The sequence below is a fragment of the Chitinophaga ginsengisoli genome, assembly GCF_003014595.1.
Taxonomy (GTDB): domain Bacteria; phylum Bacteroidota; class Bacteroidia; order Chitinophagales; family Chitinophagaceae; genus Chitinophaga; species Chitinophaga ginsengisoli.
In genome coordinates this window covers 108,526-121,224 of record NZ_PYGK01000004.1, presented here as the reverse complement: position 1 = coordinate 121,224, position 12,699 = coordinate 108,526, and the positions used below count along the sequence as shown (strand labels likewise).

The following is a 12,699-nucleotide window of genomic DNA, read 5'->3' as shown; positions in this document are numbered from 1 at the left end:
CTTTACACGCATGAAAAAGCAGCACTTACACAGGAGAAACTTTCTCAAAAACACTGTGGCAGCAGGTGTAGGATTGACCCTCCTCAATACCCCTGCCCGCCTCTTTGCAAACACCAAAAAAGAAAAAGTAAGAGTAGGATTGATCGGAGTCGGCGCCCGCGGACAAGGGCACCTGGAACTATGCCTTCACCGGGACGATGTAGATGTTATTGCCATCTGCGATCCTGACACCAAATGGGCTATCCCCCAGTCACGTCAGTTGATCGACAAAGCCTATGGCGGCAAGAAGAAAGTAGCCGAATACAGCAACGGTCCGGAAGATTTCCACAACATGCTAAAACGCGATGATATCGATGCCGTGGTGATTGCTACTCCCTGGGAATGGCATTCCATACAGGCGATCGCTGCCATGAAAGCAGGTAAAACACCGGCCGTAGAAGTATGTGGTGCGTCTGACATCCAGGAGTGCTGGAACCTGGTCAATACCAGCGAAGACACCGGCGTTCCGCTGTTCGGCATGGAGAATGTATGCTATCGTCGCGACGTGATGGCTGTATTGAACATGGTACGGCAGGGCCTTTTCGGCGAACTGACACACCTGCAGGGCGGTTACCAGCATGACCTCCGCAAGGTGAAATTCAACAATGGTAAACAGTTGTATGGTGGTGGTGTTGAATTTGGAGAGAATGCCATGTCGGAAGCCAAATGGCGTACCAATCACAGTGTGCACCGCAATGGTGACCTCTACCCGACACATGGCCTGGGCCCCGTTGCCAATATGATCAACATCAACCGCGGCAACCGCCTGCTATCACTCACTTCTGTAGCCACCAAATCCAGGGGACTGCATAAGTACATCGTAGATAATGGTGGTGAAAGCCATCCGAATGCCAAGGTGGAGTTCAAACTGGGCGATATCGTGTCCACACTGATCCGCACCAACAACGGCGAGACCATCATGTTATCACATGATACCAATTCTCCCCGCCCCTACTCGCTTAACTTCCGCGTACAGGGTACCAATGGCCTCTGGATGGACGATCTCGATTCTATCTATGTGGAAGGGAAAAGCCCATATGACGAATGGGAAAAAGCAGGTACAGAAAAGGATGCCGGCAGTTACATGGCCAGGTATGATCACCCATTATGGAAGCGTTACACCAGCAGCGCTGCCGGTGCAGGCCATGGCGGTATGGACTGGTATGTGATCAACTCTTTTATAGAAAGCGTTAAACGGCGCGCGCCTTATGCCCTCGATGTATACGACCTGGCTACCTGGTATGCTATCACTCCACTGAGTGAGCAATCGGTAGCAGAAGGTGGGAATGTGCAGTACATCCCTGATTTCACCCGCGGCCGGTGGATGAACCGAAAACCGATCTTTGCACTGGACGACCAGTACTAAAATAAACGAAGCCTTCCGCCATGGCGGAAGGCTTCGTTCTTATAACAAGTTCGTAATTACTTCTTACCTACTTTGTGTCCGGCTACTGCATAATAGAGAATGTAGATATACCCTGGTACCATACAGTACAGGAAGGCATGCCTGAAGTCCATACCCTGCACATAAATAAAACTTTCAGGGTTATACAGACGGGAAAATATCTGCGGCAGTACACCACCACCAACAATACCCATGACCAGGAAAGCGGAGCCCAGCTTTGTAAATCTGCCCAGCTTTTCAATGGCAAGCGGGAATATGGCCGGCCACATCAGGGAGTTAGCTAAACCCAGTAAGGCAATGAAAGTAACTGCGGTATAGCCTTTGGTCATAAATGCGCAGGTGGTAAACAGTATACCCAGAATAGCGCAGATACGTAAACTTTTGTCCTGAGACAGGTATTTCGGAATGGTAATAATCCCCACAACGTATCCCACCAGCATGGCAGCCAGAGTGAATGTGGTGAAATATTTCGTTTTATCAAGGCTCATGCCCAGTTCCCTGCCATAAGTGCCTATTACGTCACCAGCCATTACTTCCACACCAACATACATGAAAATACACAGGGCGCCCAGCAACAGGTAAGGATACTGGAAAACACTGGTTCTGTTGTCTGTCAGCGTCTTTCCCGCCGCATCCACAGGTCCGCTTTCAGTTTCAATTTCCGGCAGGGAAGAACGGCCAATGGCTATCGCCAGTAATACCAGGAAAACCGCAAGAACGATATAAGGAAGGATCACCCTGGAAGCCAGGCTGTCCAGTAAGGTACTTTTTTCGACCAGATCTGTTGCCGCCTTTATTTTCAATTCCAGCTCACTGGCATTTTTAAGAATGATGGAAGCAAGGATCAGCGGACTTATAGTACCAGCAATCTTATTACAGATACCCATCATACTGATGCGTTTAGCGGCACTTTCGATAGGCCCGATAATACTTACGTAAGGGTTGGAAGCGGTCTGTAAGAGCGACATGCCCGCCCCCTGTATGAACAGCCCTGTCAGGAAAAGACCAAAACTACGGGTATTAGCCGCCGGAATGAATACCAGGCAACCCGCAGCCATGATAACCAGGCTATAGGCCATTCCGTTCTTAAAACCCGTCTTTTTAATGATAAAAGAAGATGGGATTGCCAGGAAAAAGTATCCCAGATAAGAAGCAAAAGTCACCAGCAACGCTTCAGCGATGGAAAGCTCACAGGATATTTGCAGGAATGGAATCAGTGTGGCATTCACCCACGTGATAAAACCCAGCATAAAATAAAGCACGCCCAGAATAATAAGCGATTGCACATAGCCAGCCTGTTTAGGCGGGGCAAGCGTAGTTGCGGTGTTAGCCATTACATTCCTGTTTATAAAATTTAATGATTTTGATTGATCCTTGCGAACTTAGTCAACTATTTCTGCATTTCATAGGAATTTGTAACTAAATACGCTTTTTTAATAGATTTAAGTTAAATTCCCATCTTAATTGGTTCAAAAAGTACGTTTTTTCACTCCCAAGCCGGAATAATTATCACTCTATGTCTAATTTAAATAGAAATTTTATAACATATTAGCTAAAACGTTTTTGCCTCAGGAAAATAGGCACATTTATTTTTGAAATTTAGGAATTCTCGAAAAATAATTTATACATTTATCGCGCAAAAATTACAGTAATTTAACACGTTTATGGCTCAACAAACAAAGCAAAGTACACATCCATCTTTCTTTGTACTGATACTTGTATTTTTTTTCTGGGGATTTGTTGCTGCATCGAACAGCATCTTTATTCCCTTCTGTAAGGCCCACTTCCACTTGGGACAGCTGGAATCACAATTAATCGATTTCTCGTTCTACGGCGCTTACTTTATCGGCTCGCTGTTGCTGTACCTCTTTTCAGCACTGCGGGGCGTAGATATTTTAAACAAGATCGGCTACCAGAAAGGGATTATTTATGGCCTTCTGATTTCCGTAGTAGGTGCAGTGGCATTGATCGCTGCAGTGAATATCGGTAATAAAATGGCTGATGCCACTATGGCCTTCTATCTTATTCTCGGTGCGTTCTTTATTGTTGCTTTGGGCTTCTCTCTGCAGCAGACCGCTGCTAATCCCTTTGCTATCCTGCTGGGTGATCCGGCTAAAGGCACCCACCGCCTTAACCTGGCGGGAGGTGTGAACTCATTTGGTACCACCATCGGACCACTCGTTGTAAGTATCCTGCTGTTTGGTTCTGCCAAAGATGCTGCTGCTTCTGCTGATACAGATATCAGCAAGATCAATACACTCTACATCCTGTTGATCGTATTGTTCCTTGTTGCTGCCGCCATCTTCTGGTTCTCCAAAATGCCTTCAGAAACTTCTGACGAGCCATTTGAACAATCAGCCAAGGCTAGCCGTTCATTAAGCGGTATCACTGCTATGTTCGTCCTGATCCTTGTTGGTATTATACTGAACGCCATTAAAACTAACATTGGCTTCTCTCCCACCGCGGAGGTAGGACTGCCATTCTTCCTGGTAGGTATCATCGGCATCTTCGGTATCCTGTTCAATGCAAGAATGAAAGCACAGAAGGACGGTAACGGCTGGGGTGCAATGAAATACCCGCAGCTGATCCTCGGTATGATCGCCATCTTCGTGTACGTTGGTGTGGAAGTAACCATCGCCAGCAACATGGGCGCCCTCCTGAAACATCCTGGTTTCTTCACGCTGGAAGGCCTGAATGAATCGCAGATCGATCCTTATGTATCCCTCTTCTGGGGTAGCATGATGGTGGGTCGCTGGACAGGTGCTATCACGGTATTCAACCTTTCCGAACGTTCCCGTAAAATACTTTCCGTATTCGTTCCTTTCATTGCCTATGGCGTAGTGCTTGGCGCTAACCACCTGAAAGGTACAGACGTAAGCGTATTATATCCTTATGCCGGTGTACTGGTAGTACAGATCATCGGTTTCTTCGCCGGACAGGAAAAACCAGCTAAAACGCTGATGATATTCGCCCTGCTCGGCATCCTTGCAATGGTGATCGGCTTATGCACTACCGGTTCAATAGCTATCTTCGCTTTCATCAGCGGTGGCCTGTTCTGTTCCGTAATGTGGTCCTGTATCTTCGCACTGTCTATCGCAGGTCTGGGTAAATATACCAGCCAGGGTTCATCCTTCCTGATCCTGATGATCCTGGGCGGATCCCTGATCCCTCCGGTACAGGGTGGTCTGGCAGACATTCCTTCCATAGGCATTCATTATTCTTACATTATACCGGTGATATGCTTTGCATACCTGGCTTTCTTCGCATTCAGAGTTAAAAACATATTAAAATCACAGGGAATAGATTATGAGTCAGCAATTAGCGGTGGGCATTGATATTGGCGGAACCAATACAAAGTTTGGCATAGTAGATCGCAGAGGTAATATTCTGTGTGATGGTCGTATGCTTACAAATCAACACGAGGACGTTCATGGCTTCCTGGATGAACTGCATGAACACCTCTCCGTACTGATAGCACAGGTAGGTGGCATTGAAAATATCAGAGGTATCGGTGTAGGTGCACCAAATGGTAACTTTTATACAGGAAACATCGAATACGCTCCTAACCTTCGCTGGAAAGGTGTCATTCCATTGGCAAAATTGCTGGCTGAGAAGTTCGGTGTTCCGGCTGTACTCACTAACGACGCCAACGCGGCTGCACTGGGCGAATTCCAGTATGGCGCGGCAAGAAGTATGAGGGACTTTATCGTTATTACCCTGGGTACAGGTGTAGGTAGCGGTATCGTAGCCAACGGTCAGCTGATCTATGGTCACGACGGCTTTGCCGGTGAACTGGGTCACTGTATCGTAATACCAGGCGGCAGATATCACCCTGGTACCGGTGCACACGGTTCCCTGGAAGCATATGCTTCTGCTACCGGTGTTACCAATACAGCATTGGAATTCCTGGCTAACCGTCCGGATACCAAAAGCATCCTGCGCGAGCATTCAAAAGAAGAGATCAATTCCAAGGTGATATATGAAGCTGCCATGAAGGGCGACCCACTGGCAGTGGAAGTGTACGAATTCACCGGTAAGATACTAGGTGAGGCTTTAGCTAACTTCGTGATGTTCTCCAGCCCTGAAGCGATCATCCTCTTCGGCGGTCTGACCAAAGCAGGCGACATGATCATGAAACCTGTACGCGAGCATATGGAGAAAAACCTGCTGCCTATCTTCCAGAACAAGGTGAAGCTGGTATTCTCCGAGCTGAAAGAAAGTGATGCGGCGATATTAGGCGCCAGCGCACTGGCCTGGGAAATGAAAGATTAAACTTTCAGCCGGGAAACCGGTATCATAAATAAAGCATTATGCAAGATCGCAGACATTTTCTGAAAGCAGCGGCACTAGGTGCCGCTGCTTTATCTTTAGATGGCGTTACATCTAAACCGGCACACGCAGCCCCTTTTGTGAAAGGAACAAAGGCCAAGCCTATTGTAGTCTCCACCTGGGATTTTGGCCGCGCGGCCAATGAAGCTGCCTGGGACGTACTAAAGAGTGGCGGCCGTGCTCTCGACGCCGTTGAAGCCGGCGTAAAAGTACCGGAGGCAGACCCTAACAACCATACCGTAGGATACAGCGGATTTCCCGACCGTGATGGCCGTGTTACCCTGGATGCCTGTATTATGGATGAACTGGGCAACTGTGGCTCCGTAGCGGCGCTGGAACATGTTGTACACGCTATTTCCGTAGCGCGCGCCGTGATGGAAAAAACACCGCACGTAATGCTCGTAGGCGATGGCGCCCTGCAGTTCGCTTTAGCCAATGGCTTCAAAAAAGAGAACCTGCTCACACCTGAATCTGAGAAGGCATGGCGCGAATGGCTGAAAAAGTCCGAATACAAGCCCATTATGAACATAGAGAACAGTTCCTATGGTCCTGAGAAGGGAACGGCTTTTAACCCGCTTAAACTGCCTGGAAACGTGTATAACCACGATACCATTGGTATGATCGCCATGGATGCCAACGGCAACCTCTCCGGCGCCTGCACTACCAGTGGTATGGCCTTTAAACTACATGGCCGCGTGGGCGACTCCCCTATCATCGGCGCTGGTCTCTACGTAGACAACGAAATAGGCGCTGCCACGTCTACCGGCGTAGGTGAAGAAGTGATCCGCGTAGTGGGCAGCTTCCTGGTGGTAGAACTGATGCGCCAGGGCTATTCCCCTGAAGCAGCCTGTAAGGAAGCCGTAACACGCATCGTAAAGAAGAATAAACAAAGGGCCCAGGGCTTACAGGTAGGTTTCCTTGCCATCAACAAAAAAGGTGAGCATGGTGCGTACTGCCTGCAGAAAGGATTTAACTATGCTGTAAAGTCTGAAAAGGATAATAACATCCTGATAGACGGCAAGCATTATTTCTGATAAACATAGAATGGATAAAAAGATCACACTTGAAATCTGTGCTACCTCCATAGCTTCCTGCATTGCTGCAGAAGAAGGCGGGGCACAGCGAATAGAACTATGCGATAACCTGCTGGAAGGCGGCACTACACCCAGTTATGCCACCATTGCAGTAGCACGTGAAAAGGTGCAGATCGACCTCTACCCTATCATCCGCCCCCGCGGTGGAGATTTTTTGTATGACGACCTGGAGTTCTTACTCATGCAGAAAGACATCAAACTGTGTAAGACGCTGGGATGTGATGGTGTGGTGATCGGCCTGTTAACTGCTGATGGCAAAGTGGACGTAGTCCGTACAAAGGAACTGGTGAAACTGGCCTGGCCAATGGGCGTTACCTTCCACCGTGCTTTTGATATGACAGAAGATCCGTTGCAGGCATTGGAAGATATCATTGAAACCGGCTGTGAACGTATCCTAACCTCCGGGCAACGGAATACCGCTACCGAAGGCATTCCCCTGTTGAAAACACTGGTGGAAAAAGCTGCAGGACGTATCGCTATTATGGTGGGTTCCGGCGTACGCTCGCACAACATTGCCGAACTGGTAAAAGAAACCGGCGCGGCCGAGTTTCACACCACTGCTAAAGCGTATGAGGAAAGCGGTATGCAGTACCGTAATCCGAACGTCAGCATGGGCGGCATTCCCGGCGTACCAGAATATGGCATCTCCAAAACACAGGTAAGTGAGGTAAAGAAGATCCTGGCAGCAGCCAGGGAAGCGGCAGGTATTTAAAACCGTCAACAAGCTTATTCATAGCAAAAGGGCGTCGCGCTAAATGCGGACGCCCTTTTTTTATCGGTTTAGATCTGTTGATTATCGTTATATCGGGTTCTGCTGGATGGCCTTGTTGGCATTGATCTCATCCTGCGGGAACAGGAACTCCCAGCGGATATCATCAATAGGTACTTCCATCACACCCGCTGTCAACGCAATTGTATGATTAGCGCCTGTTCTGTTCAACGGCAGGTGCAGGCGTTTCAGGTCATAAAAACGGAAGCCTTCTCCCCACAGTTCTACACGACGCTGCGTCAGGATTTCCTGCAGCAATGCATCGCCGGTAGCGGTGCTCTTTGTATACTGCGGATCACGGTTCACTGCCAGCGTATACAATGCATCTGCTGCGGCCGCATCCTGGTGAAGATGCGCCCTCGCCTCTGCTTCTATCAGGTACATTTCAGCGGCACGCATTAAAGGAACATCGCCTATGCTGGACGCTGTAGCCACCAGGAATTTCTTATTGATGAAAGGGAACCTTACACCGCCTGTAGGTACAGGTACATCCTGCCCGTCATTACTCCATACCTGTTTCCGTATGTCCGTGTTGGTGATTTTACCATACAATACTGAGTTAATCGCTTTCGGATTGGTCCTGATATTGGAAGAGTTATAATTCGCTGACATAAAGGCGAAGAAAGAGTAAAAATAAGTGGTCTGCTCAGAGATCTGGTGACTGCCCCACATCCACTCTTTATTACCCACATCATTGAAGCCGGTCTTGTAATCGGCATTGCTCATCAACGCCACTCCTGCCCTGGCTTCTGCCGCATAAGTCGCTGCAACCTCCCAGTTCTGCATAGTCAGCGCGATACGTGCTTTAATACCCTTTGCTACGTTAATGCTGATATGTGATTTTGGCTTTTTATTGAATCCTTCCAGGTTTACAATCGCATCATCAATATCTTTCACTATCTGTGTATACACCTGTGCTACTGTCGCTCTTGGCAAACCTTCTGTAGTACTTGTCAGCACCAGCGGTACCCCCCACTGTGAGTTATCGGTAGTAGCATCATAACGCTTGCCATACATCTGCACCAGGTTCCAGTAAGCCCATGCACGATAAGCCTGTGCCTGTCCTTTGATCACTTTCCTGTCGCCGTCATCACCTACTGCCTTGTCAATATTATCAATGATCATGTTGGCATTGGCGATGATCTTGTAATAGAACAGGTAAGTGAATTTCAGGAATGTCGCAGAAGCATTGCGGTGTGTCAACCACTGGTAGTTGGAGTTGAACCAGCCATTACCAGCAGCCGTCATTACCAGGTCATCCCCCAGCATATCGTTGTTGATCATGATACTGCCCTGGCCACCCTGGTCCTGGGCATCATACTGGATGTACAATGCACGGTGAATACCATTGATGGCTGACCAGGCATTTTGTACAGTTGTAAATACAGACTCTGAAGGATAAGAATCCGTCGGATTAGTATCTAAATAGTCCTTGCTACAGGCACTGAAAACTAAAACAGGTATTGCTATGAGTGTGTATAATAATTTCTTCGTCATCTTTTTTCCATTTTTTAGAGTGTAACATTAATACCGAGGGTTACCACGCGGGCAGGCACATATACGTTTGAAGTAACACCAGTGAAAGACTGTGTCACGTTCATTCCTTTACGCGCTGTTTTCAGGAACAGGTTTTCTCCGCTCGCAAAAATGTTGGCACTTGCCAGATGTAATAAGGAAGTATATGCCTTCGGCAGATTGTATCCCAGGCTCACACGTCTCAGGTTCAGGAAAGACGCATCCGTCAGCCAGCGGTCAGACGTACCGGAAGCCAGGTTGGTCGGATTGGCGAAGTTCATTTTAGGAACGTTCGTTACATCTCCAGCCTTCTGCCAGCGCTGCAGCGCATCTTTGTGTAACGCTGTACCATATACGCCACCGAGCATCAGGTTCTGATAGGTCTGATCATATACTTTACCACCTATCTGGTAACTTACCAGGATGGATAATTCGAAGTTCTTATAGTTGAATGTATTGGTGATACCACCATATACATCAGGTATCGCACTACCTGAATAATGATAACGGGCATTGGACAATAACGTAGTGACAGTATCGCCGCCCTTGGTGATACGAGTGGTATTGTTGGCATTAGATGCGGTGTTCAGCGCCCTGTACAGTGGAGAACCATCCGCTTCATCCACACCCATATATTCCCTTACCCAATAGTCATACTGTGAGTGACCTACCATTAGCTTCTTGGTACCGTTTATGATCTCTTCCTTAGGCAGTTTGGTCACCTGGTTCTTGTATGTAGTAGCATTCACATTTACATTCCACTTGAACTCCTTATTACGGATCACATCAACACCTACCTGTAATTCGAAACCCTTATTCCACATAGAGCCTACGTTTGCGTTCTGTTCTTTCAGACCGCTGGACAATGGCAACGGTACACGGAAAAGCAGGTTGTCGGATTGACGGTGGAAGTATTCGATGCTACCACTTACGCGTTCATGTAAAAAGCTGAAGTCAACACCCAGATCAAAACTTTTGTTCTGCTCCCATACCAGGTTGCTGGTGAGTGAGCTCTGTAACATACCAGGTTCGTCAGCATTGGCATAAGGATCATACAATGCCTGCCATGCATAATAGATATCGTTGGCAGATGCATTCAGCAATGCATCATTACCTACAGAACCATAGGAAGAACGTAGCTTTAACAGATCTATCCAGCGGATATCTTTCATGAAATCTTCACCGTTGATCTTCCATGCACCACCTATAGACCAGAAGTTACCCCAGCGCAGGTCTTTAGAGAAACGGCTGGTTCCATCACGACGATAGGAAGCAGAAGCAAAGTACTTCTCATTGTAGCTATAGTTTGCACGGGAGAAGAAGCCTTCTGTGCGGTATTTATCTGTACGGGATGTCAGGCTGTTGGTAGTCGTAAAATTACCCAGCTCAGAGTTACCATTATCGAGGATGATCTGCTGCCTTGAACCATAGAAATAATTGTAGGTCATATCATAGTTCTCATGACCTGCCAATATCTCTACATGATGCAAACCAAAGGCATGACTGTAATTGAGCAACTGGTTGAAGGTAAAGCCTGTCCTCACACGGTTGGTGCGGCTGGCGCGGCCTGCAGGAGCGCCGTCACCGATGCTGGTATTATCAAAAGTAGCTACCAGGTCGTTAGTAACATCCGCACTGATGTTGGTAGTGAATTTGAAGTCACGCAGGAAGGATACCTCACCGAATGTACGTGCAGACAGCGTATTACGTTTGAAGCTGTTGTCATTCAGTTCTGTCTCCATGATCACGTGACGGCCCGCATTGGCGCCCGCAGGTCTTGCGGCCTGTCCGCCCTGTGAACCATCACCGCGATCATAGAGTTGGTTGCCATACTGGTCTAACACAAAAGCTCCTGTAGTGGCATCATGCACATGAATGGGATAAATAGGCCCCATTCCCCTTGTGAAATTAAACGGGTTTATATAGGACGAGCTGTTATCAACAGTATTTCCCTGGTTTGATTTCACATAAGACCCATTCACGTTAATACCGGTCTTGAACCATTTCAGCGGAGTCGTATTGACATTTACACGACCTGTGATCCTTTCGAAATCAGATTTCATTACAAACCCTTTCTCCTTCACATAACCCAGGGAGATGAAATAATCACTCTTGTCTGAACCACCATTGAAACTAATGCCATAGTCACCACGGCTACCAGTACGCTGGATGGCTTTTGTCCAGTCGAGGTCATCTTCATACAGCAGTTTAGCATTATGGTTCAGCGTACCATCAGTACGTACGATGTCATTGTTGGCAACATTAAATGGATTGTATCCCAGACGGGATTTGATGTTGGCGGTAGCAGTCTGGCTGGCCTGCTCCAGCGTTACGGTAGGGGATATTAAACTGTTCCTGTAAGATTCCCACATCAGCGGATAATACTCGTAAGCATTTACGCGATCATATTCGGGAATAGCACGTGAACTAACACCCTGCATGGCTTTGAACTGAATGTGGTTCCCGTTGCGTTTACCTTTTTTGGTAGTGATGATCACTACACCATTGGCAGCGCGGGCACCGTATAGGGCGGAAGAAGAAGCGTCTTTTAACAGGGACATACTCTCTACGTCGTCTGTATTGATACTGGAAATATTACCGGTGAAAGGCACCCCATCCACTACATACAGCGGTTCACTGGATGCGTTAATAGAACCGACACCACGGATGCGGATAGAGGGACCATCACCCGGCTGACCACTACCGGAGTTCACCTGTATACCGGCAGCAGCACCTTCCAGTGCGTTGAACACGTTTGTAACAGGGCGTGTCTGCAGTGATTTTGAATCGATCTGTGTCAGGGAGCCGGTAAAAGTCTTACGGTTGGCGGTACCATAAGCGATCACCACTACCTCGTTCAGGCCCTTGGTATCTGTCTGTAATACCACATTCAGGGCGGAACGGCCGTTAACAGCTACCTCCTGGTCAATATGACCGATATAACTGAATACAAGTGTAGCGGTAGATGGCGCTTCGATCTCGTATTCACCTTTCATATTGGTAACAGTGCCTTTACTGCCTTTTGCAATACGCACGCTTACACCTACCAGCGGAGCGCCCGCAGCATCTGTTACGCGGCCTTTGATATTGATATCTGCTATGACTTCATTCTTGAGAGCAATGCCTACCAGTTTGTCGGACATGACGCGAAACGTAAGCCCGGTGGTGCTTAGCGCCTTGTCTAATACCTGCTCTACAGTCTTATCTGTTACTGCTACCGTCACCTTCGTATCAGCAGCAATTACATCGTTGCTGTACACGAAACGATAATCGCTTTGCTTTTCAATGATTTTAAGCAATTTAGCCAGCTTTACACCTTCCAGGTCAAGGGTGAACCTTTTCTGTGAGTATACACTGGCAGACACCTGCATGCAGGTCACGAGCGTCAGCAAAAAGGCCAGTTTCATCAATAGAATTGCTTTTAGGAAAGACTTCGGTTTAGGTAAAAGAAACAGATTAAGTCTGGTTTTTTCCATACTTTTAGATTGTTTAAGGTCAATAAAATGCCAGACAGGTCTCATCGCCAAATGAAACACCTGTCTCTCGCT

General features: G+C 47.6%; 8 protein-coding genes. 5 read left to right on the top strand and 3 right to left on the bottom strand.

Going from position 1 to position 12,699, the window contains the following annotated elements; translation table 11 throughout:
* The first annotated feature begins 10 nt into the window (after positions 1-10).
* Positions 11-1,405, top strand: a complete 1,395-nt coding sequence (locus CLV42_RS11340; protein ID WP_106602037.1) for a Gfo/Idh/MocA family protein — start codon at positions 11-13, stop codon at positions 1,403-1,405.
* Between the two features lie 56 nt (positions 1,406-1,461).
* Here CLV42_RS11340 and CLV42_RS11335 read toward each other — a convergent pair whose 3' ends face one another.
* Positions 1,462-2,778, bottom strand: a complete 1,317-nt coding sequence (locus tag CLV42_RS11335; protein WP_106602036.1) for a sugar MFS transporter — start codon at positions 2,776-2,778, stop codon at positions 1,462-1,464.
* 330 nt (positions 2,779-3,108) lie between these two features.
* On the opposite strand from CLV42_RS11335, the gene CLV42_RS11330 reads away from it, so the two are divergent.
* Genes CLV42_RS11330 through CLV42_RS11315 form a run of 4 tightly spaced genes read left to right on the top strand, consistent with a single transcriptional unit; the run spans position 3,109 to position 7,579 of the window.
* A complete protein-coding gene (locus tag CLV42_RS11330) occupies positions 3,109-4,779 on the top strand; it encodes an MFS transporter (protein WP_106602035.1) in 1,671 nt (556 codons plus the stop codon).
* Positions 4,751-5,716 carry an ROK family protein gene (locus CLV42_RS11325; protein WP_106602034.1) on the top strand — a complete coding sequence of 322 codons (966 nt, stop codon included), beginning with the start codon at positions 4,751-4,753 and terminating at the stop codon, positions 5,714-5,716. The genes CLV42_RS11330 and CLV42_RS11325 overlap by 29 nt, the downstream gene beginning before the upstream one ends.
* 38 nt (positions 5,717-5,754) lie before the next feature.
* On the top strand, positions 5,755-6,807 hold the full coding sequence (locus tag CLV42_RS11320) for a N(4)-(beta-N-acetylglucosaminyl)-L-asparaginase (RefSeq protein WP_106602033.1): 1,053 nt from the start codon (positions 5,755-5,757) through the stop codon (positions 6,805-6,807).
* 10 nt (positions 6,808-6,817) lie between these two features.
* Positions 6,818-7,579, top strand: coding sequence for a copper homeostasis protein CutC (locus CLV42_RS11315; protein ID WP_106602032.1), 762 nt, complete (start codon positions 6,818-6,820; stop codon positions 7,577-7,579).
* Between the two features lie 87 nt (positions 7,580-7,666).
* Here the strand turns inward: CLV42_RS11315 and CLV42_RS11310 are convergent, their stop codons facing one another.
* Together CLV42_RS11310 and CLV42_RS11305 are read right to left on the bottom strand one after the other, a co-directional pair.
* Positions 7,667-9,133, bottom strand: a complete 1,467-nt coding sequence (locus tag CLV42_RS11310) for a RagB/SusD family nutrient uptake outer membrane protein (RefSeq protein ID WP_106602031.1) — start codon at positions 9,131-9,133, stop codon at positions 7,667-7,669.
* Positions 9,134-9,147: 14 nt separating this feature from the next.
* Positions 9,148-12,627 (bottom strand): TonB-dependent receptor, encoded by a 3,480-nt coding sequence (locus CLV42_RS11305; RefSeq protein ID WP_106602030.1) that lies wholly within the window; start codon positions 12,625-12,627, stop codon positions 9,148-9,150.
* Positions 12,628-12,699 lie beyond the last annotated feature (72 nt).

Bases quoted from the DNA above. Each gene is read 5' to 3' on its own strand.
- CLV42_RS11340 (WP_106602037.1), top strand. From the start codon at position 11: ATGAAAAAGCAGCACTTACACAGGAGAAACTTTCTCAAAAACACTGTG.
- CLV42_RS11335 (WP_106602036.1), bottom strand. From the start codon at position 2,778: ATGGCTAACACCGCAACTACGCTTGCCCCGCCTAAACAGGCTGGCTAT.
- CLV42_RS11330 (WP_106602035.1), top strand. From the start codon at position 3,109: ATGGCTCAACAAACAAAGCAAAGTACACATCCATCTTTCTTTGTACTG.
- CLV42_RS11325 (WP_106602034.1), top strand. From the start codon at position 4,751: ATGAGTCAGCAATTAGCGGTGGGCATTGATATTGGCGGAACCAATACA.
- CLV42_RS11320 (WP_106602033.1), top strand. From the start codon at position 5,755: ATGCAAGATCGCAGACATTTTCTGAAAGCAGCGGCACTAGGTGCCGCT.
- CLV42_RS11315 (WP_106602032.1), top strand. From the start codon at position 6,818: ATGGATAAAAAGATCACACTTGAAATCTGTGCTACCTCCATAGCTTCC.
- CLV42_RS11310 (WP_106602031.1), bottom strand. From the start codon at position 9,133: ATGACGAAGAAATTATTATACACACTCATAGCAATACCTGTTTTAGTT.
- CLV42_RS11305 (WP_106602030.1), bottom strand. From the start codon at position 12,627: ATGGAAAAAACCAGACTTAATCTGTTTCTTTTACCTAAACCGAAGTCT.